The organism is Clostridium senegalense, from assembly GCF_018916625.1.
Classification (GTDB): Bacteria; Bacillota; Clostridia; order Clostridiales; family Clostridiaceae; genus Clostridium_J; species Clostridium_J senegalense.
The window spans coordinates 461,412-483,263 of sequence record NZ_JAHLNC010000001.1 but is presented as its reverse complement, the minus strand read 5'-3'; the positions used below and the strand labels follow the sequence as shown (position 1 = coordinate 483,263).

Sequence of the window (21,852 nt, the reverse complement as noted above, 5' to 3'; positions counted from 1 at the left end):
TTGTTGCAAGAAATTATTTTAGTAATTTGCAAATTAAAATTAAAAACTAACAAATGTTGATTTAAGTAATTGATTGAAAAATATATGATAACTTATATAAAATAATAGAATTGCTTAGATGATTTAAAATTTAGGAGGAAATTTAATGATTAAAAAAACAATGATTAGAAAAAGTTTAATTAGCATTTTTCTAGTGTTTTTAATTGCAGTAGCCTTTGGTAATAAGATAACTTATGCATATACTATATTTAATGAAAAAATAAACATGAAACTAAGAGCCACAACTATATCTACAGATAAAGTTATAACGGTTTCTAGTAGTAATGAAAACAGTGAGCGTGTATCAAGAGGGGAAGAAAAAGATATACCTATAGAATCTAATGAAGTGGTAAATATTTCATTATCGAAAATAGGTAGACCTTATGTAGAAGGTGCAGAAGGAACTGAAGCTTTTGATGCAGCAGGATTTACAAAATATATTTATGGTAAATATAATGTGGATTTACCACATTGTGTTTCTAAACAAATTCAATTTGGTAAAGCAGTTTCTAAAAATGAATTAGTTAATGGAGATTTGGTATTTTTAAAAACAGATAATCAAAATCTATCTATTGTGGGAGTATATGCTGGAAACAATAATTTTGTTTATGCAGACAAAACTACAGGAAGAGTTATAAAGGGTAGTTTAATAAATAAATATTATTCTGATGCATATGTAGGTGCAAGAAGAATATTTGAGTAGTGGTTATTAAGGTAGAGTATTCTACCTTTTTTATTTTAAAGTCATATTCTCTTAACTTTTTAAATATAAATTTATAAACAAGAAGTTAGGGAAGGTGATAAAAGTGAAATACACAAGATATGATGTGAGACCAAAAAGAAAAAAAATTAAGTTGCTTCCATTAATAGTTATTATTTTCTTTTGTGCAGTATTTGGTTATTTAATTTTAGGTGGAATAAAAGGAATTAATATTAGGAACAACAAAAGTAATATAGAAGCTAAAGAAAAAAGCAATATAAAAGGAAATGAATTAGAAAAAAGCGAAATAGTACTTTTGCAATGTGGGGTATTTAAAGTAAAAGATAATGCTGATAAAATTTTAAAACAGCTTTCAGGAAAAGGAAGTCCATTTGTTATAGAAGATAATGGTTTATATAAAATATATTATGGTATGTATAAAAACATAAATGAAAGTGAAAAAATTATAAATGATTTAGAGAAAAGTGGAATAAATACAAGTAAAAATATAATAAAGATATATTATAAAGATTTATCTATGGTTGAAGTAGCAAAAATAATAGAGGCAGAATTAGATATTATAAACAATGCAATAGATCCGAAAATAAAATCTGTAAAAACTACAGAACTTAAAAAATGGGTTGCAGAATTAGATCCTGTAAATGAAAGTCATAGTGCATATAAAGAAGTGAATGAATTAAAAGAACATATAAGTAAACTTCCTGAGGAAGTAGATAAAAATAAGGCATCAGAGATGAATTCTTTTATTTATAATCAGATATCAAAATTTAAAGAAAAGAAACAAAATAAATAAAAATTAAATATATTTATAAAGTATAAGTAAGCAGAGATATTAAGTCTTTGCTTATTTTTCTGTGTAAAAAAATATATAATATTATTTAAAACACATTGGTATTGAGGTCAAAATGGAAATACAGAAAATTTTGATTTAAGGCTTATTTATATATTAAACCAACTAAAAAATTCTTATAATAAAGTACATTTGAATAATATTACATCATTTACATAAAATTAATAGTTTATTTAGAAAAATTAAAAAGAATTCAAATAAAAAAATAAATATATTTTTTATTATTATGTGTTTTATATACTTGTTAATAATTTTATTAAGTGATAAACTATATAAGATAAAGAAATAAAATGGGGGATTAAAATTTGAAGAGTTCAGATAAAAAGGCAAAAGAGTATATTTTTGTTATTTTATTAGCCTGCATTTCTGGAAGCTTTATTGGGGAAGTTTTGTCAAAAAGTGTTAGCTTTTTAGACATTTTAGGGTTATCCTATTTTATAGGGCTGAAACAACCTATATTACTAGATCTTAAGGTTATAAGTATAACGTTTGGATTACAATTTAAGCTTAATTTAATGTCTATTATTTGTATAATAGTAGCAATGATATTATTTAGGAAATATTAGGAGTGAATTTGTATGGATATAATTTTAGCATCCTCATCACAAAGAAGGCGAGAACTTTTAAATTTAATTACTGATAAATTTGAAATAATTCCAAGTAATTTTGATGAAAGCACTGTGCCTTTTGAAGGAAAGTGCAGGGAGTATGTTATTAAACTTTCCAAAGGAAAAGCTTTGGAAGTTGCAGATAGAGTTAAAGGTGAGAAACTAATAATTGCTAGTGATACCATTGTTTTTAATAATGAAAATTTGATGCTTAAGCCTAAAGATGAAAAAGAAGCATTTAATATGCTAAAAAGTCTTAGTGATAATACCCATAAGGTTTATTCTGGAATAGTAATTTTGAATTTGAAAACAAATGAAATGCTATCAGATGCAGTTTGTACAGAAGTTAAATTTTCAAAGTTGACTGATGATCAAATATTAGAGTATATACAAACTAAAGAACCTATGGATAAATCAGGGGCTTACGGTATACAAGGAAAAGCAGCTGTTTTTATTGAAAAAATTAATGGTTGTTATTATAATGTTGTTGGATTGCCTTTAAACAGGTTAAATTCAATGATTAATGAGATGGGGGTAAATCTTTAATTATAATTATTTCAGGGAAGTGATTTTTTGAAGAATTTAAGTATTATGGATTTGCCAAAAGGTGAGAGACCTAGAGAAAAATTATTAAGATATGGCAGTGAATGTTTATCCAATGCTGAGCTTTTAGCAATAATATTAAGGACAGGAAGTAAAAAAGAAGATGTTCTTAGATTGTGTAATAGGATACTTGTAAGTTGTAAGGGGTTAAATGGACTTTTAAATTCTAGTATAAATGATTTTATAAAATTACCAGGTATAGGTGAAGCTAAAGCTACACAACTTGTAGCATTATGTGAACTTTCTAAAAGGTTTAAATCATTTAAGTCAGGTGAAGAGTATAGAATTTTAAGTCCACTAAGTGCTGCTAATTATGTTATGGAAGATATGAAACATTTAAAAAAGGAATATTTAAGGCTTATAATGTTGAATACTAAAAATATAGTTTTGTCTGTAAAAGATATATCTATAGGAAGTTTAAATAGTTCAATTGTACATCCAAGAGAAGTGTTTGTTGAGGCCATAAAGAATAATAGTGCTTCAGTTATAGTATGCCACAATCATCCTTCAGGTGATCCTAATCCAAGTAAAGAAGATATAAACATTACAATGCGATTAAGAGAATGTGGAAAGATAATTGGTATTGAAGTTTTAGATCATATTATTATAGGAAATGGTATATATGTTAGCTTAAAAGAAAGAGCATTTTTATAGAAACGAAAGGAGAAAAAAGATGATGAGATTTTTTTCAAAATCAAGAGATATGGGTATAGACCTAGGAACGGCTAATACTCTAGTGTATGTAAAAGGAAAAGGAATAGTATTAAGAGAGCCATCAGTTGTAGCTATAAATAAAAAAACTAATAAGGTTTTAGCAGTTGGTGAAGAAGCAAAACAAATGATAGGTAGAACTCCAGGAAATATAGTAGCTATAAGACCAATGAGAGATGGTGTTATTGCAGACTTTGATGTAACTGAAAAAATGTTAAGAAGTTTTATAGAAAAAGCTGGTGCGAAAAATGGGTTTAAAAGCCCTAGAATCGTGGTATGTTTTCCATCAGGAGTAACAGAAGTCGAAAAAAGAGCTATAGAAGAAGCAACTAAAAGTGCAGGTGCTAGATTTGCATGTCTTTTAGAAGAACCAATGGCAGCCGCAATCGGTGCAGGACTTCCAGTAAATGAACCAACAGGAAGTATGGTTGTAGATATTGGTGGAGGAACAACAGAAGTTGCAATAATTTCATTAGGTGGAATAGTAACTAGTAAATCTTTAAGAGTTGCTGGTGATGAGCTTGATAAAGCCATAATTGCTTACATAAAAAAAGAGTATAATTTAATGATTGGTGAACGTACTGCAGAAGCAGTAAAAATAGAACTAGGTTCAGCTTTTGATCTAGGAGAAGAAGAAAAACATATGGAAATTAAAGGAAGGGATTTGGTTTCAGGACTTCCTAAAGTTATAGAAATAAGTGAAAGTGAAGTAAGAGAAGCTTTAAAAGAGCCAGTAGCATCAATTATAGATTCAATAAAAACTACACTAGAAAAAACACCACCAGAACTTGCTGCAGATATAATGGATAAAGGTATAATGTTAACTGGTGGTGGTGCGATGCTAAAAGGATTAGATGCACTAATAAACCACGAAACTCATATGCCTGTAAAAGCTGCAGAGATACCATTAGATTGTGTTGCTATAGGAGCAGGTAAAGCACTAGATAATCTTGACATAATGGATAAAAGAGGCTAAAAATTGGATAAACTAAAAAATAAACTGGCAGTACTAGTAATAATACTGTCAGTATGCTTTTTATTTCTTATAGGTTATACTGTGCAAAGAAAACATGTGTCTTTCGTGGAAAATGGTGTAGGAACAACTTTAAATAGTGTTCAAGGTGTTGTTTATAATATTGGTAATAAAGTTAAAAGTTCATTTTCTTTTATATTTCATATAAAAGATTTAAAATCTGAAAATGAAAAGTTAAAAGAAGACAATAAAAATTTAGATAAGTTAAAAAATGAAAATACAATGCTAACAGAAGAAAATGCTAGATTGAGAGAAAATTTAAAATTTAAAGATACAAAATCAGACTATGAATATATAGGTGCTGATATAGTAGGGCTAAGTGGACAAAATTTTTTAGATGGATTTACTATTAATAGAGGTAGCAAAGATGGAATAGAAAAAGGAATGATTGCAGTTACTTCTGTTGGATTGGTAGGTCAAGTTACAAGTGTTGGAAATAATCGAGCTACAATTCAAACATTATGTAATGAAAACATAGCAGTAGCAGGATGTGTATTATCAACAAAAGAGAGTGATGGTATAGTAAAGGGATATAAAGGAAATGAGGATAAGTTTTTAGCTGAAATAACAGGGTTATCTATTGATTCAGGAATAAAAGTAGGCGATACAATAGTAACATCTGGATTAGGTGCTATTTATCCTAAAGGCATAGAAATAGGAAAAGTTTTAGATGTAAAAGAAGATAAGGCAGCTGTTATGAAAAGTGCAGTAATAAAGCCAAGCGTTGATTTTAATACATTAGAACAAGTTCTTATAGTGGTTGACAAAGAAAATAGTGATAAAAACAAGTAGTAGGTGATAATATGAAGAAAATATTAACACTAATAGGAATAACATTATTACTAACCATACTAGATAATACATTAGTAACATTTTTTGCTATAAAGTCTGTGTATCCAAGTTTAGTATTAATCTTTATTATATCCTATTCAATTATAAATGGGGAAAAGGAAGCTATACTATTAGGAATATTCTCAGGTGCAATTCAAGATTTATACTTTTTTAATGGACTAGGTGTGAATATGCTAACGAATATGGTAATTTGTTATATAGCAGCAGTAGTAGGAAAAAGTATTTTTAAAGAAAAATCATTTGTACCGATAGTTTCTACATTGTTCCTTAGTATTTTGAAAGGTATAATAATACTAATAGTATTATATTTAATGAACATAAAAATAAATACGGAAAATATATTATATACTAGTTTATATAATATGGTTTTATCGATTATATTATATAGATATGTTTACAAACTTTCAGAAACAAAATTTATAAAGAAAGAATGGAGATTTTAGGAACGTGATATTATGGTAAAAAACAAAAAAACAGATAAGAAATTTTCAAGATATACGGTGTTTTTTATTGCAATGGGAATAATATTTTCAGGTATAATTTCCAGACTTTTGTATTTACAAGTTGTAATGGGTGAAGAATTTAAAAAGCAATCAACAGAAAAAAACTATAAAAATGTATCTAAAGTAGCACCTAGAGGTGAGATCTTAGATAAAAATGGAGAAGTGTTTGCAACTAGTATTCAAAGCTATACGCTGATGTTTACAGAAACAACAGAAAGTAAGGAAAGTTTTTTAACTACTATGGATAAAGTCTTTAAAAAATTAGATGAAAAAGGTGTTGCGATGGTAGATGAATTTGCAATAGCTATAGATTCATCTAAAGAACCGAAAGTGCGATTTAATTTTAAAGCTACAGATGATGCAAATAGGCGTTGGATGGAGTTAAGATTTAAAAAAGATAGAGGAATTCAAAGTATAGCAATAAAAAAGCTTTACCCAGGAAAAGATGAAAAAGACCTTAATGAAGAACAACTTAAAAAAGTAGATGAAGAATTATTAAAAATATCTGCAGAGGATTGTCTAAATGAATTATTAAAAGAATATGATTTATTAGATAAAGATGAATATACATTAGAGGAAAAAAGAAGATTATTAGTTGTTTTAGATGCTGTAAAAATGCAAAGTTACTCTGGTTATAAACCTGTAGTTATTGCAAACAACTTATCAAAAGAAGTTGCTTTTTTATTTGAACAGCTACAACCAGATTTACCAGGAATAAGTGTAGAAACTCAACCGATGAGATATTATCCAAATGGTGATTTAGGTTCAGCGTTTTTAGGATATACATCTAAGATAGATTCATGGCAACAGGAGAAATATGAAGAAAAAGGTTACGATGTAAGCAGCGATAGTGTTGGTAAAGCAGGGCTTGAGTCAAGCTTTGAGGATATATTAAAAGGAACTAAAGGTCAGGAAAGTATTGAAGTTAATAAACAAGGTAGAAAAGTAAAGACGTTAGGTGAAGTTGAAGCTTACCCAGGTAAAACTCTTCAACTTACCATTGATAAAAATTTACAAGAAATAGCAGAAAAAGCTTTAGATGATACTATGGCTAATTTACAAAAACAAGGTAGAGTAGCTGACGTTGATAGTACTAATGCTACTAGAGGTGCAGCTGTTTTCATGGATGCTAAAACAGGAAAAATATTAGCACTAGCTAGTAGACCAGGATATGATCCTAATATATTTACACAAGGATCACTTAGCGCAGAGGATTCAGAAAAATACTTTAATCCTAACTTAGAAAAAATGGGAAAACAGTACATTGAAAGTAGAGGTCTTACATCAATACCAGGAGTATTAACTGAAGAAGAAGTTGCTACAAAAAGTTATGAAGATAAGGTTAATATTATGTTAAATAGAATGTTTCCGTTAAATAATTCTATTGAAGGTAATACAACAGTAAGAGAGGATATTTATGATATATTCCCAAAACCATTTTATAACTATGCAACATTTACATTAATACCACCAGGTTCTATATTTAAGCCACTTACATCTATTGCAGGTTTAGAGGAAGGTGTAATAACACCAGATACACTTATATATGATGATGGTGAATATAATAAAAGATACTCTGATTATCATGGAGCTTGTTGGATTTATAATACAGCAGGTGGATCACATGGAGCTATAGATATAAGAAAAGCATTAGAAGTATCTTGTAACTATTTTTTCTATGATGTTGCAGATAGACTTTTTGCAAAAGGTGGAGAAAGTTCAAGTGGGCTTGATTACTTAGCAAAATATGCTTGGAAATTTGGGCTAGGTGTTGAACCAGGCTCAAATACAAAACCTTCAACAGGTATAGAAATAGCAGAAAATTTTGGTCAAGTATATAATTATGAATCAAGTAAAAGTAAGTTTGCAAATGATTATGTAAATCAGTTAGTTAATTTTATGCAGACAGGTACTGATTCAATAAATACTACACCTCATTATAAGGAAATTGATATTACTAAAAAAGATGAAAAAGGTAGTAATAAAGAAAAAGAGGCAATTAAAAAAGTAAATGAAAAGAAAACTGCTTTGATAGATGCTATAAAAGAAGAGATGAAAAAAGAGGCAAAAGCTAAGGAAGAAGAAATATTACCAAAGATGCAAAATCTATTAAAGGATTTAATTGAATCAAGTGATGAGTTAAAGGCTAAAAAATATTCAGATAAAGATATAGAGAATATGGCTATAGCAATAAATTACTCTATAGCAGATGCTATATCAAATAGAATATCTGCTGCCAACGCTTATGATGCATCTATAGGTCAAGGTATGAATTATTTTACTCCACTTCAATTAGCAAATTATATGGCAACTTTAGTTAATGGTGGAAATAGATATGAAATGCATTTAGTAGATAGTATAATAGATCCTGTAACAGGAGATAAAACTGAAATAGAACCAAAACTTTTAGAACATATAGATTTAGATGAAGAATATGTTAATGCCATAAAAGAGGGTTTACGACGTGGTGCTTCTAATGATGAAGGTACTGCTTCAACTGCATTTAGTGGATTCCCAATAGAACATGGCGCTAAGTCTGGTTCATCAACATTCAATCAGGAAAAACAGGATTCTCTAGGTAGAACTTCATATGCAACATTCCTAGGATTTGCTCCAGTAGATGACCCACAAATAATATCTTGTATTGTTATTTTTGATGGTGGACATGGAGGATATGCAGGTCCAGTTGCAAGAGCCGTTTATGAGCAATATTTTAGAGATGAAATATTAGCCAAAAATCCAGGATATGAATTTAAGTACCCAGATCCTAGAGAAAAAAATTCTGAAGATGCAACAAATGAAAAAACTACCGAAAATCTTAACAAATAGAACGTAGTATTAATAAATAAAACAAAAAACATCATGATTTCATGGTGTTTTTTGTTTTGTTTTTATTTATATTTTATAAAAATATTTTTTAAAATTAAATTTTTAATCGAAAAAATTTTGTATTTACTAAAATATAGAAATTTTTTTTGGATAAAAAAAGGAATTTAACTAAATGTGTTGAAATATATCAAATAGGATAATGTGGAAAATAGTGGTGTGGGAATGTAATATTATATAAAAATAAATAGATATTGTTACGATAAGAAATTTTGAAGTTGTAATTAACTTATTTAATAAAAAAATATTTGAAGAAAAATTTATAAAAAGAAGATGACTTTGAGAAAGGAATATTATGATTAAAAACAGAAAAACAGATAAAAAATTTTCAAGATATACGGTGTTTTTTATTGCAATGGGAATAATATTTTCAGCTATAATTTCCAGGCTTTTTTACCTGCAAGTTATAATGAGTGAAGAATTTAAAAAAAAATCAACACAAAAAAACTATAAAAATGTATCTAAAGCAGCACCTAGAGGTAAAATTTTAGATAAAAATGGAGAAGTATTTGCAACTAGCATTCAAAGCTATACACTGATGTTTACAGAAACAACGGAAAGTAAGGAAAGTTTTTTAACTACTATGGATAAAGTCTTTAAAAAATTAGATAAAAAAGGTGTTGCTATGGTAGATGAATTTGCAATAGCTATAGATTCATCTAAAGAGCCGAAAGTGCGATTTAATTTTAAAGCTACAGATGATGCAAATAGAAGTTGGATGGAATTAAGATTTAAAAAAGATAGGGGAATTCAAAGTATAGCAATAAAAAAACTTTACCCAGGAAAAGATGAAAAAGATCTTACTGAAGAGCAGCTTAAAAATGTAGATGAAGAATTATTAAATGTGTCTGCAGAAGAGTGTTTAAATGAATTGTTAAAAGAATATGATTTATTAGATAAAGATGAGTATACATTAGAGGAAAAAAGAAGATTATTAGTTGTTTTAGATGCTGTTAAAATGCAAAGTTATTCAGGATATAAACCTGTGGCTATTGCAAACAACTTATCAAAGGAAGTTGCATTTATTTTTGAACAACTGCAATCAGATTTACCTGGAGTAAGTGTAGAAACTCAACCGATGAGATATTATCCAAATGGTGATTTAGGTTCAGCATTTTTAGGGTACACATCTAAGATAGATTCATGGCAACAAGAGAAATATGAAGAAAAAGGTTGTGATGTAAGTAGCGATAGCGTTGGTAAAGCAGGAATTGAGTCAAGCTTTGAAGATATATTAAAAGGAACTAAAGGTCAGGAAAGTATTGAAGTTAATAAACAAGGTAGAAAAGTAAAGACATTGGGGGAAGTAGAAGCTTACCCAGGTAAAAATATTCAACTTACTATTGATAAAGGTTTACAAAAAATAGCAGAAAAGGCTTTAGATGATACTATGGCAGATTTACAGAGTAAAGGTAGAGTAAATGATGTTGATAGTACTAATGCTACTAGAGGCGCAGCTGTTTTTATGGATGTTAAAACAGGGAAAATATTAGCATTAGCTAGTAGACCTGGATATGATCCTAATATGTTTATAGGAGGATCGCTTAGTGCAGAGGATTCAGAAAAATACTTTAATCCTAATTTAGAAAAAATGGGAAAAGAGTATATTGAAAGTAGAGGTCTTACATCAATACCAGGAGTATTAACTGAAGAACAAGTTGCTACAATGAGTTATGAAGATAAAGTTAATACTATGTTAAATAAAATGTTTCCATTAAATGATTCTATTGAAGGTAACACTAAAATAAGAGAAGATAGTTATGATATATTCCCAAAACCATTTTATAATTATGCAACATTTACATTAATACCACCAGGTTCTATATTTAAACCACTTACAGCTATTGCAGGCTTAGAGGAAGATGTAATAACTCCGTACACATCTGTATATGATGATGGTAAATATAATAAAAGATATTCTGATTATCCTGGTGCTTGTTGGATTTATAATACCCAACATGGTTCACATGGGGATACAGATGTAAGGAAGGCATTAGAAGTGTCTTGTAACTACTTTTTCTATGATGTTGCAGATAGGCTTTTTGCAAAAGGTGGGGAAAATTCAAGTGGACTTAATTATTTAGCAAAATATGCTTGGAAGTTTGGACTAGGTGTTGAGCCAGGCTCAAATACAAAACTTTCAACTGGTATAGAAATAGCAGAAAATTTTGGTCAAGTATATAATTATGAATCAAGCAAAAATAAATTTGCAGATGAGTATATTAATCACGTAGTCAATTATCTACAAACAGGTACCAATTCAATAAATACTCAACCTCATTATAAGGATATTGACATTACTAGAAAGAATGAAACAGGTACTGATAAAGAAAAAGAAGCAATTAAAAAAATAAATGAAAAGAAAACTATTTTGGTAGATGCTATAAAAGAAGAGATGAAAAAAGAGAAAAAGGCAAAAGAAGAAGATATATTACCAAATATGCAAAATTTATTAAAGAAATTAATAGAATCAAGTGATGAGCTAAAAGCTAAAAAATATTCTGATAAGGATATAGAAAATATGGCTATAGCAATAAACTATTCTATAGGAGATGCTATATCCAATAGAATATCAGGGGCAAATGCTTATGATGCATCTATTGGTCAAGGTATGAATTATTTTACTCCACTTCAATTAGCAAATTATATGGCAACTTTAGTTAATGGTGGAAATAGATATGAAATGCATTTAGTAGATAGTATAATAGATCCAGTAACAGGAGAAAAAACTGAAATAGAGCCAAAACTACTAGAACATATAGATTTAACTGAGGAACATGTTAATGCTATAAAAGAAGGGTTGCAACGTGCTGTTTTTAATGATGAGGGTACTGCTGCAACTGCATTTCATGGTTTTCCAATATCAACTGGAGCTAAGTCTGGTTCATCAACATTTAACCAAAATAAACAGGATTCTCTAGGAAGAACTTCATATGCAACATTCTTAGGATTTGCTCCACTAGATGACCCACAAATAGTATCTTGTATTGTTGTTTTTGATGGTGGACATGGTGGAAATGTAGGTTCGGTTGCAAGAGCAGTTTATGAGCAATATTTTAGAGATGAAATATTATCAGCAAATCCAGGGTATGAATTTAAGTATCCAGATTCTAGAGAGAATAGCTCTAAAAATCAAACAAATGAAAATACTAATGATAACATTAACAAAGAGAATACGGATGGTAATGATAATAACGAAGAATAAAATAGAAAGACACCATAAATTTATGGTGTCTTTTGTATATAACAACTTATATTTTATTAAATTTCCAACTTTTAATCATATCAATAGATTTTAATGTGAAATTGTGATATATTTTTTTTGTAATTAAAAGTTTAAAACATGGATTCTTTCTAGATTTGCTAAAAAATAGAAATTTTTTAATCAAAAAGAAGGATTTTAATTAAACATGTTGAAATATATCAAATAGCATAGTGTGGAGGATATGTATGCAAGGAGATAATATTATACTAAAAGGAAATAGAGATGGACTTAATGTTATTATAGATATTAATAAGTTTAGAAGCTTTGAAGATATGATTAGTTGTTTAATAGAAAAACTTTCGAAAGGGAAAAATTTTTATAAAGGTTGTACTATAAAAATAACTACTCAGATAAAGGAATTTACAAAGCGAGAATTAAATTATATAAAAGATATATTGTTTGAAAAAATTTATATAAAAGATTGTATATTTATAGACATAGAAGAAACAAATACAAAAATGTTTAATGGAGTTTATGAAGGAAGAACTAAATATCTTAGAAAGAGTATTAGAAGTGGACAAACTTATGAGTATTTAGGAAATTTAGTTATAATAGGAGATATAAATCCAGGAGCAGAAGTATGTGCTGCTGGTAACATTATAGTTTTAGGAAGTATAAAAGGTTGTGTTCATGCTGGATGTACAGGAAATGAAAAAGCTATAATAGGGGCTTTTTATTTAAATCCTCAAATATTAAAGATTGCAAATTTGATGACAATATCTCCAGATGATGGAATTAAACCTACATATCCAGAAATTGCAAAAATAAAAAATGGAAACATAATAGTTGAACCGTATTTAGTTAATAAATACATTTAATGGAGGAGATAGTATGGGAGAATCAATTGTTATAACTTCAGGAAAAGGTGGAGTTGGCAAAACAACAACAACAGCAAATATAGGTACTGCTTTAGCTTCTGCAGGAAAAAAAGTGGTAGTAATAGATGGTGATACAGGACTTAGAAATTTAGATGTTCTTATGGGTCTTGAAAATAGAGTAGTATTTACACTACTTGATGTAATAGATGAAAAATGTAGATTAAAACAAGCATTAATAAAGGATAAAAGATTTACCAATTTATTTTTATTGCCTACAGCTCAGACTAGGGATAAAAATGATGTTAATATAGAGGCTATGTTAAAGGTTGTTAATGATTTAAAAGATAATTTTGATTATGTTATAATTGATTGTCCAGCTGGTATTGAACAAGGGTTTGAAAATGCTATAGTAGGTGCTGACAGAGCTGTGGTTGTAGTTAACCCAGAAATAACATCGGTAAGGGATGCTGATAGAGTTATAGGAAAATTATGTGCAAAAGGATTAGAAGATACTCAATTAATAGTTAATAGAATAAATTTTGAGATGACACAAAATGGAGATATGTTGGATATTGAAGATATAAAAGAATGTCTTGCTATAAAATTAATAGGAGTTGTGCCTGATGATAAAAAGGTAACAGTGTCTACTAATAAAGGTGAACCTATAGTATTAGATAATTCTGCTGATGCAGGGCAAGCATTTAATAATATTGCTAAAAGAATAATGGGATATGAAGTTCCATTTTTAGATTTAAGCGTAACGGTTCAACAAGGAGGTTTTTTTGCAACAATAAAGAAAATATTTGGGGGGAATAAATAGGAGGAAGTTATGGAATTCTTTAAATTATTTTCAAACAAAGCATCATCAAAAGGTATAGCTACAGATAGATTAAAGTTAATACTAATACATGATAGGGCAAATTTTTCTCCAGATTTATTAAATATGATAAAAGGAGATTTGCTTGAGGTTATATCTAAGTATGTTGAAATAGATGATAGTGAAGTAGATGTAAAAATAACAAAAACAGAAGAAATACAAGGATCTTCACCAGCATTAATAGCTAGTATACCTATAAAAAATATAAAACAAAGATAAATGAAAATAGTGTTGAAATAAAAATAATATTTTATTTCAACACTTATTTTATAATATATAATTTAATTTAAGAATTTATAAAAACAGTATATATATAAATTATAAAAACTTTTGTTATTATTTTAAATGTGCTATAATCATATTTATGTTGGAGGGATAATTATGCTGATGAATATGATAAATAAGCTTAAATTAAATAGTAAACTTGTAAAAAGATTAGATTATAGCATCATAATTGTAGTTGTTTTAATTGTCGCATTTTCTATATTAAATATATATAGTGCAACTAACAGTACTGCTGGAATATATTATGCTAAGTTACAGTTTATGTGGCTTATAGTTGGATTAATAGCTATGTACATAATGCTTATTTGGGATTATAATTTAATTCTAAATTATGCTTCTATAATTTATTGGGGTGGAGTAATCTTGCTTATTTTAAATGACTTCCTTATAGGAAGTAATGTAAATGGAGCTACAGGTTGGATTAGTATTGGTAATAGAGCTATTCAACCAGCCGAGTTTGCTAAAATAGGTATGATATTTATGTTAGCAAGGATCATTCAAGATATGGAAGGAAATGTGAATAACTTAAAAAGCATCTTGACTATGATGTTTTATGCAGCTATTCCTATGATTTTAATAGTTATACAACCAGATATGGGTATGACTATGGTTTCCTTTTTTATTATACTTCCAATAGTGGTTGTAGCAAATGTAGATTGGAAAATAATAACTGGTGGTTTGTCTTTTTTAATTGTAACTATAGTTGCATTGTGGAATTCTCCATTAATGCATGATTACTGGAAAAATAGATTAATTTCATTTTTAAATCCAGAACAATTTGAGTTGACATATGGACATCAAATTATACAATCTAAAATAGCTATAGGATCTGGTGGATTATTTGGACTTGGATTCTTAAATGGTAAACAATATAAATTTGTTCCGGAAAACCATACTGATTTTATATTTGCAGTTATAGGTGAGGAATGGGGAATGTTAGGTGCAATAATATTACTAATATTATATGGAATACTTTTATATAAGCTTATAAATATAGCAAAAACATCCAAGGATATGGCTGGAAGCATATTGTGTGCTGGTATGATTGGATTTATTATGTTTTCTATAATTCAAAATATGGGTATGGCAATAGGAATTATGCCAGTAACAGGAATAACTCTTCCCTTTGTAAGTTACGGAGGTAGTTCTATGCTTACTAACTTTATTTCTTTAGGATTAATGCTAAATGTAGGAATGAGAAGAAAGAAGATTAATTTCTAGGAGGAATTATATGAGAATTGCATTGATTGCTCATGATAAGAAAAAAGATGAAATGATAGATTTTGCAAGGAGATATAGAAAAATATTATGTAGACATGAATTGTATGCAACAGGCACTACTGGTAAATTTGTTGGAAAACTTGCAGACCTTGATATACACACTTTTTTAACAGGAACCATGGGTGGGGGACAACAAATAGGAGCAAAGATAGCTCAAGGAGAAATAGACGTAGTATTTTTCTTTAGAGATCCATTAACTGCTCAACCACACGAACCCGATGTAAATGCTCTTATAAGACTTTGTGATGTACATTCAGTACCATTGGCAACAAATATAGGTACAGCAGAAACAATTATTGCTGCAATGAAAAATAAATAAAAAAAATTAAGCTATTCTAGATAGTGTAAAAATTTATCTAGAATAGCTTTTTATTATGTGAAAATTAATTTCAAATAGTAAAAATAAGTTTTTATAATAAAAAACAATACTCATAAAAGTTCAATCAATTAAATATAAATAAAAAAGTAGGAGTTTAAAAACTAATATCATATTTTGTACAAAAGGAACTTAAAAAACTATATATAGAAAAATAAGCTTAAGATTCAATTTAGAATCCTATATTAATAGATATTTTAAGCAATATGATATTAGAAAATCTAAAATATTAAATGGGGAGAGAGGGTTATGAATCATTATAAAGAACTTTATGAAAGATATTATAATAATCTTACAAAAGGAAAAAGAAATAATAGTGTAAATCGAAGGCATGGTTATGTACAACCTAATTTTCATAGTGAAAAAAAATTAAGTTTAGCTAATAAATTTATAATTCAATTATCTATAGCTATATTTATGATGGTATTTTTTTTGGGGTGTAAAACTGTAAATAATGAGTATGGTAATAAATTACTAAAATGTGCAAATGTAGTTATAAATAAAACTTATGATTATAAATATGTTGTAAATAAAGTGGAAAATATGACTTTGGACGATGTAGAAAATATTAGTGTACAAATGATTGATAAAATAAAGGCAGGGTTTATAGGCGGAAAAACAATAATTGAAGAGTTAGAAACAGAGTATTCAATACCGGTTATGGCAAATAAATCTTCTGAAGATGATGTTTATAAAAAAAATAAAGATAATATTATAACATTTTCAATAAAAGAAAAGACACCTATAAAGAGTTGTAATTCAGGAAAAATAAAAGAAATAGATATGGATAAGAATTTAGGTAAATATATAATAATAGATCATGGTAAAGGGATAGAAAGTAAGTATTACAATATATCAAAAATATTTGTTAAAGTTGGAGATAAGGTAGACAAAGATACAGTTATTGGTGAAATAGATGTATCATCTGAAGGTATCACAAATTTTTATTTTGAGATACTTTATATGGGAAAAGCACAAGATATATATAATAGTATGGTAATTTAAAAATATAGGTGAAATTTTGATAAAGTTTAATAAATATTTAATACCTTATCTAATATTTTTAATAGTTTTAGGATTAAATAAAAATTTATTTATGGGATTTTCTATAGTTATTATTCACGAGTTTTGCCATTATTTTATGGCAAGAATTTTAGGGTTTAAAGGTTTTTGTATAGAATTGCTTCCTGTTGGGGCAGCTATAAAACTTAAAGATTTAGATGAAGCTTCAATAAAGGAAGATATATTAATATCTATTAGTGGGCCAATAGGAAATTTTATTTTAGCCTTAATAAGTTTAGTGTTATATAGATTATATGGAAATATAGTAGTTAAAAGATTTTTAGATTATAATTTAGCTTTAGGTATGTTTAATTTGTTGCCATTATTCCCGTTAGATGGAGGACGAGTTTTAAAAGATATATTAAGAACTAAATTTTTATATAAAAAAGCTAATGAAATAGCTTTAAACATAAGTATGTTTTGTGCCTATATAATTTTGATATTAGGTATAATTTCTTTACCTTATGATGTGTCAAATATAAATATAGTTTTAATATCTATTTTTATATTAATAATCACAAAGAAAGAGAAAGAAAGGATAGTTTATGTAATTATGGGTTATACAATAAAGAAAAGGGAGAAACTCTTAAAGAGAGGTTATATAGAAAATAAAAGTATATCTGTTTATTACAAATTAAATCTTATACAGTTATTAGATTTTATAGACAAAAATCATTATCATATATTTACTGTATTAGATGATAATATGGAAGTATTAAAAACTATATATGAGGAAGAAATAATAGAGTTCTTAAAAAATGAGGGAAATGTAACCTTAGAAGAATTAATAAAAAAATATTAATATATATTTTGAATTATTATTAGCTTATGATAAAATAAAGTATTGTAATTAACTTAAGGAGGAATTTAAATGAAGAAAATTTCCGATGATATACTATATAAAGTTGAAAAACCAGCTAGATATATAGGTGGAGAATTTAATTCTTATAATAAAGATATAAACAAAGTAGATATAAGGTATGCATTTTGTTTTCCAGATGTTTATGAGGTAGGAATGTCTCATTTAGGAAGTAAAATACTATATCATGTTTTAAACCAAAGGGAAGATACATTTTGTGAAAGAGCTTATGCACCTTGGCCAGATATGGAAAAAGCTTTAAGGGATAATAATATTCCATTATTTGCGTTAGAAAGTAAAGATTCTTTAAGTGAGTTTGATTTTTTAGGTTTTACTCTTCAATATGAAATGAGTTATACAAACATATTAAATATGTTAGATATGTCTAATATACCACTTAGGTCATCTGAAAGAACAAAGGATCATCCAATAGTTATGATGGGAGGACCGTGTGCCTACAATCCAGAACCCCTTTATGATATTGCAGATTTATTTAGTTTAGGAGAAGGGGAAGAAGTTTTAAACGAACTTTTAGACCTATATAAAGAATATAAAGGTAAATCTAGAGAAGAGTACTTAAGAGCTGCTTCAAAAATTGAAGGAATATATGTTCCAAGTCTTTACAATGTAGAATATAACGATGATAATACGATAAAAAGCTTTGAGCCTAAGTATGAAGATGTACCAAAAATAGTTAAGAAAAGAATAATTACAAATTTTGATGAAAATACATATCCAGATAAACTTATAGTTCCTTATACAGAGATAGTGCATGATAGAATAACTCTTGAAACTTTTAGAGGATGTACAAGAGGGTGTAGATTTTGTCAAGCAGGTATGATTTATAGACCAGTTAGAGAAAAAAAGACATCTACTTTAGTTAATCAAGTAGATGATATTATAAAGAAGACAGGATATGAGGAAGTTTCATTAACATCACTTAGTATATGTGACTATTCAGATATACAAAATCTAGTTTTTTCTTTAATAGAAAAATATAAGGATAAAAAAATAGGTGTTTCATTGCCATCTATTAGAATAGATTCATTCTCAGTAGATTTAATTAATGAGATACAAAAAGTTAGAAAAACAGGACTTACATTTGCGCCAGAAGCAGGCAGTCAAAGGATGAGAGATATAATAAATAAAGGTGTAAATGAAGAAAATTTATTAAACTCTAGTAGAAGTGCTTTTGAAGCTGGATGGTCAACATTAAAGTTATACTTTATGATAGGTCTTCCTTATGAAACTATGGATGATGTTATAGGAATTGGAACTCTTGGAGAAAAAGTTGTAGAAGAATATTTTAAGGTTCCTAAAAATGTAAGAAAAAGAGGGCTTAGAGTGACTTTAAGCACATCTATTTTTGTTCCTAAGGCATTCACTCCATTCCAATGGGCACCAATGGATACAATGGAAAGTGTTAAAGGGAAGATTGGAAGTTTAAGAGATTCTATAAAAAGTAAAGCTATAGTTTATAATTGGCATGAATCACCAGTAAGTTATATGGAAGCAGTATTTGCAAGAGGTGATAGAAGATTATGTGATGTCTTAATTAAAGCTTTTGAAAAAGGAGCAAGATTTGATGGTTGGGGTGAATACTTTAGCTTTGAAACTTGGCAGGAAGCGTTGCATGAATGTGGAGTAGATGGAGATTTCTATACATATAGAGAAAGAAGTTATGATGAGATACTTCCATGGGATTTTATCAATATAGGTGTTACAAAAGAATACTTGATAGAAGAAAATGAAAATGCAAAAAAAGCAAGCTTAACTCCAGATTGTAGAGAAAGATGTACTGGATGTGGAGTAAATGTAAACTTTAAGGAGGGGAAGTGCTTTGAAGGTGCGTTATTTAATAAAATACACTAAAGAAAGTGAAATAAAATTTATATCACATTTAGACTTAATGAGAACAATACAAAGAACAATAAGAAGAGCAGATTTACCAATTGAATATTCAAAAGGATTTAATCCTCATATGACCATATCTATAGCCCAACCGCTTTCGGTAGGGGTATATTCTAGTGGGGAATATATGGATGTTGTATTTAAAGAGGAGATGCCTTCACAGGAAATAGTAAAATTATTAAATACAAATGCCCCTATTGGCATTAAATTTTTAGATGCTAAAAAAGTTGAAAAAGAAGAAAACACTAAATCTCCACAAGCAATGGCTATAATAGATGAAGCTAAATATAAAATAAAATTAAAAACTAATAATTTAGAAGAAGCTTTAGAAGGAATAAAAAAATTAAATAATATAAAAGAATGGAATACTATTAAAAAAAGTAAAAAAGGTGAAAAAGATGTTAATATTAAACCTTTAATAAAAAAGATATCTTTTTCTAAAGAAGATAATTATATAGTATTAAATTCTACATTGGCATGTGGTAGTAGAGCGAATCTTTCTGCAAGTTTATTAGCTGATTTTATAAAAGAAAATGTAGATGCTATAGAAAAAGATGCTTTTGTAGATATAGAGAGAATAGATATGTATGCATTAAAAGGGAAAAAGATGCTTCCACTTAATGAATATTTTTAAAGTAGTTTGGAGTGTTTCTAATTGAAAGAAATATTTATTGAAAGACATGAGAAAATTGTTAGAATAGCGGTAAAAACTAATGGACAATTATCAGAGTGTTATATAGAAGAAGAGAATAATGAACCTAAGGTTTCTAATATATATAAGGGAGTGGTGCAAAATATAGTGCCATCCATAAAATCTGCATTTATAGATATAGGCACAAAAAAGAATGCTTATATGTATTTAAAGGGAGATTTAAATACTTTAAAAAAGGGCCAAGAGGTTCTAGTAGAGGTTATAAAAGAACAAAGTGGTAAAAAGGGTGCGAAGGTAACAGAAAATGTAAATTTCCCAGGAAATTATGTTGTTTTATCAAATGGTCATAAAGAAATAAGATTTTCACCAAAAATAAGAGATGACAAGTTTAAAGAAAATGCTATGATAAATATACATAAACCTGAAAATATAGGGGTTGTCATAAGAACCAGTGCGTATGGGATTCAAATTGATGAAATAAACAGAGAAATTCAAACTATTTATTCTATTTATGAAAATGTTGCTAAAAAGTTTACTTATTCTAAAAATATAGGTCTATTATATGATAACGATGGAATAATAGGAAATATATTAAAAGGATTAAAACATGAGAATTATAAAGTGATAGTAAATAATTTGAAAGACTTCAATTTTTGTAAAGAAATTTTAGAATATAAATTTGAAAGAGTTAATTTAGAAATATATGAAGATGCTATAAGTCTATTTAATTATTTCGGTATAGAAAAAGAAATTTTAAGTTTGAGAAATAATAAAGTAAATTTACCAAGTGGAGGGAATATAGTTATAGAAAAAACAGAAGCAATGCATGTTATAGATGTAAATTCTGCTAAAAATACTAAAAATTCCTCTATGAAAAAAACTGTGTTTGAAACTAATTTAGAAGCGGCTGAAATTATTGCAGATCAGATAAAACTTAGAAACATAAGTGGAATAGTAGTTGTAGACTTTATAGATATGAAGGAACTAGAAGAGAAAAAAACAATAATAGAAGAATTAAAAAAACATTTTAAAAATGACAAAAACAAAGTAAGTATATATGACTTTACTGAATTAAACCTTGTGCAAATAGCAAGACGAAGAAGTGGAAAGTCTATTTTTGAATACATATTTGAAAACTGTACTTCTTGCAATGGTAAGGGAGTTAAAGTGAAACTTTCGTATATAGAAACAATGATTCAAAATAATATAGAACGTTTAAAAGTAGAACAAGATGTAAAGAATATATATATAGAAATAAATGATATCTATAAAAATGAAATAAAAAGTGATATATTATCTTTTGTGAAAAACATTCATGGTCTAGATAAAAATATATATATTAATTATGTGCATGGTATAGATACATTTAAAATAGAGCCACTTATTTTTAATAGTCAAATAAAAAATCTACATATATATAAGGTTTATCCTGAAGAGTATATTGATTAAAGTATATTTAATTAAATAATAGATTAAAATATACTGTATAATTACGGTAGATTATTTTATTTTACATGAGTAATTAAAAATAAATTTTAACAATAAAAATCTTTACAAAGATATTTTTATGTGCTAAAATGGCTTTTGTAGACCGCACGGAAAAGGTGTTAAAACTTATTTAATTAAGTACCTTAAAAGGCGAGACTGGATTGAGGAGGTG

The 21,852-nt window shown here is 27.7% G+C and carries 20 protein-coding genes and 1 other annotated feature; all 20 genes read left to right on the top strand.

The window, feature by feature from the left end; translation table 11 throughout:
- Window positions 1–145 precede the first annotated feature (145 nt).
- Window positions 146–742 carry a C40 family peptidase gene (locus tag KQI36_RS02405; protein WP_216449489.1) on the top strand — a complete coding sequence of 199 codons (597 nt, stop codon included), beginning with the start codon at window positions 146–148 and terminating at the stop codon, window positions 740–742.
- 103 nt (window positions 743–845) lie between these two features.
- Window positions 846–1,553, top strand: a complete 708-nt coding sequence (locus KQI36_RS02400; RefSeq protein ID WP_216449488.1) for an SPOR domain-containing protein — start codon at window positions 846–848, stop codon at window positions 1,551–1,553.
- Window positions 1,554–1,915: 362 nt separating this feature from the next.
- Window positions 1,916–2,176: a DUF4321 domain-containing protein gene (locus tag KQI36_RS02395; protein WP_010292695.1), complete on the top strand. Its 261-nt coding sequence runs from the start codon at window positions 1,916–1,918 to the stop codon at window positions 2,174–2,176.
- 12 nt (window positions 2,177–2,188) lie between these two features.
- Entirely contained in the window at window positions 2,189–2,764 is a 576-nt protein-coding gene (locus KQI36_RS02390) for a Maf-like protein (protein WP_216449487.1), read from the top strand.
- Between the two features lie 45 nt (window positions 2,765–2,809).
- Window positions 2,810–3,475, top strand: coding sequence for a RadC family protein (radC, locus tag KQI36_RS02385; protein WP_216449924.1), 666 nt, complete (start codon window positions 2,810–2,812; stop codon window positions 3,473–3,475).
- Between the two features lie 22 nt (window positions 3,476–3,497).
- Window positions 3,498–4,508, top strand: coding sequence for a rod shape-determining protein (locus KQI36_RS02380; protein ID WP_010292690.1), 1,011 nt, complete (start codon window positions 3,498–3,500; stop codon window positions 4,506–4,508).
- Between the two features lie 3 nt (window positions 4,509–4,511).
- Window positions 4,512–5,357: a rod shape-determining protein MreC gene (mreC, locus tag KQI36_RS02375; protein WP_216449486.1), complete on the top strand. Its 846-nt coding sequence runs from the start codon at window positions 4,512–4,514 to the stop codon at window positions 5,355–5,357.
- Window positions 5,358–5,368: 11 nt separating this feature from the next.
- On the top strand, window positions 5,369–5,860 hold the full coding sequence (gene mreD / locus KQI36_RS02370) for a rod shape-determining protein MreD (protein WP_216449485.1): 492 nt from the start codon (window positions 5,369–5,371) through the stop codon (window positions 5,858–5,860).
- Window positions 5,861–5,872: 12 nt separating this feature from the next.
- A complete protein-coding gene (locus tag KQI36_RS02365) occupies window positions 5,873–8,749 on the top strand; it encodes a penicillin-binding transpeptidase domain-containing protein (RefSeq protein WP_216449484.1) in 2,877 nt (958 codons plus the stop codon).
- Between the two features lie 352 nt (window positions 8,750–9,101).
- Entirely contained in the window at window positions 9,102–12,011 is a 2,910-nt protein-coding gene (locus tag KQI36_RS02360; protein WP_216449483.1) for a penicillin-binding transpeptidase domain-containing protein, read from the top strand.
- Between the two features lie 245 nt (window positions 12,012–12,256).
- Window positions 12,257–12,889 (top strand): septum site-determining protein MinC, encoded by a 633-nt coding sequence (minC, locus tag KQI36_RS02355; RefSeq protein WP_010292681.1) that lies wholly within the window; start codon window positions 12,257–12,259, stop codon window positions 12,887–12,889.
- Window positions 12,890–12,902: 13 nt separating this feature from the next.
- Window positions 12,903–13,709, top strand: coding sequence for a septum site-determining protein MinD (minD, locus tag KQI36_RS02350; RefSeq protein WP_010292680.1), 807 nt, complete (start codon window positions 12,903–12,905; stop codon window positions 13,707–13,709).
- 9 nt (window positions 13,710–13,718) lie between these two features.
- The gene (gene minE / locus KQI36_RS02345; RefSeq protein ID WP_010292678.1) at window positions 13,719–13,985 is read left to right on the top strand and encodes a cell division topological specificity factor MinE; all 267 of its coding nucleotides are present in this window, start codon (window positions 13,719–13,721) and stop codon (window positions 13,983–13,985) included.
- A 174-nt stretch (window positions 13,986–14,159) separates the two neighbouring features.
- Window positions 14,160–15,272 (top strand): rod shape-determining protein RodA, encoded by a 1,113-nt coding sequence (gene rodA / locus KQI36_RS02340; RefSeq protein WP_216449923.1) that lies wholly within the window; start codon window positions 14,160–14,162, stop codon window positions 15,270–15,272.
- Between the two features lie 10 nt (window positions 15,273–15,282).
- Window positions 15,283–15,651: a methylglyoxal synthase gene (gene mgsA, locus KQI36_RS02335; RefSeq protein WP_216449482.1), complete on the top strand. Its 369-nt coding sequence runs from the start codon at window positions 15,283–15,285 to the stop codon at window positions 15,649–15,651.
- Between the two features lie 306 nt (window positions 15,652–15,957).
- Window positions 15,958–16,713 carry a M23 family metallopeptidase gene (locus KQI36_RS02330; RefSeq protein ID WP_216449481.1) on the top strand — a complete coding sequence of 252 codons (756 nt, stop codon included), beginning with the start codon at window positions 15,958–15,960 and terminating at the stop codon, window positions 16,711–16,713.
- Between the two features lie 16 nt (window positions 16,714–16,729).
- A complete protein-coding gene (locus tag KQI36_RS02325; protein WP_216449480.1) occupies window positions 16,730–17,572 on the top strand; it encodes a M50 family metallopeptidase in 843 nt (280 codons plus the stop codon).
- Window positions 17,573–17,641: 69 nt separating this feature from the next.
- Window positions 17,642–19,501, top strand: a complete 1,860-nt coding sequence (locus KQI36_RS02320) for a TIGR03960 family B12-binding radical SAM protein (protein WP_216449479.1) — start codon at window positions 17,642–17,644, stop codon at window positions 19,499–19,501.
- Window positions 19,470–20,174 (top strand): TIGR03936 family radical SAM-associated protein, encoded by a 705-nt coding sequence (locus KQI36_RS02315; protein WP_216449478.1) that lies wholly within the window; start codon window positions 19,470–19,472, stop codon window positions 20,172–20,174. The genes KQI36_RS02320 and KQI36_RS02315 overlap by 32 nt, the downstream gene beginning before the upstream one ends.
- Window positions 20,175–20,195: 21 nt before the next feature.
- Window positions 20,196–21,641: an Rne/Rng family ribonuclease gene (locus KQI36_RS02310; protein ID WP_216449477.1), complete on the top strand. Its 1,446-nt coding sequence runs from the start codon at window positions 20,196–20,198 to the stop codon at window positions 21,639–21,641.
- A gap of 141 nt (window positions 21,642–21,782) precedes the next feature.
- Window positions 21,783–21,848: a sequence feature (ribosomal protein L21 leader region), on the top strand.
- Window positions 21,849–21,852 lie beyond the last annotated feature (4 nt).

Coding starts and splice junctions, on each gene's coding strand:
- KQI36_RS02405 (WP_216449489.1), top strand. CDS start 146: ATGATTAAAAAAACAATGATTAGAAAAAGTTTAATTAGCATTTTTCTA.
- KQI36_RS02390 (WP_216449487.1), top strand. CDS start 2,189: ATGGATATAATTTTAGCATCCTCATCACAAAGAAGGCGAGAACTTTTA.
- radC (WP_216449924.1), top strand. CDS start 2,810: ATGGATTTGCCAAAAGGTGAGAGACCTAGAGAAAAATTATTAAGATAT.
- KQI36_RS02380 (WP_010292690.1), top strand. CDS start 3,498: ATGAGATTTTTTTCAAAATCAAGAGATATGGGTATAGACCTAGGAACG.
- mreD (WP_216449485.1), top strand. CDS start 5,369: ATGAAGAAAATATTAACACTAATAGGAATAACATTATTACTAACCATA.
- KQI36_RS02365 (WP_216449484.1), top strand. CDS start 5,873: ATGGTAAAAAACAAAAAAACAGATAAGAAATTTTCAAGATATACGGTG.
- KQI36_RS02360 (WP_216449483.1), top strand. CDS start 9,102: ATGATTAAAAACAGAAAAACAGATAAAAAATTTTCAAGATATACGGTG.
- minC (WP_010292681.1), top strand. CDS start 12,257: ATGCAAGGAGATAATATTATACTAAAAGGAAATAGAGATGGACTTAAT.
- minD (WP_010292680.1), top strand. CDS start 12,903: ATGGGAGAATCAATTGTTATAACTTCAGGAAAAGGTGGAGTTGGCAAA.
- minE (WP_010292678.1), top strand. CDS start 13,719: ATGGAATTCTTTAAATTATTTTCAAACAAAGCATCATCAAAAGGTATA.
- rodA (WP_216449923.1), top strand. CDS start 14,160: ATGATAAATAAGCTTAAATTAAATAGTAAACTTGTAAAAAGATTAGAT.
- mgsA (WP_216449482.1), top strand. CDS start 15,283: ATGAGAATTGCATTGATTGCTCATGATAAGAAAAAAGATGAAATGATA.
- KQI36_RS02330 (WP_216449481.1), top strand. CDS start 15,958: ATGAATCATTATAAAGAACTTTATGAAAGATATTATAATAATCTTACA.
- KQI36_RS02320 (WP_216449479.1), top strand. CDS start 17,642: ATGAAGAAAATTTCCGATGATATACTATATAAAGTTGAAAAACCAGCT.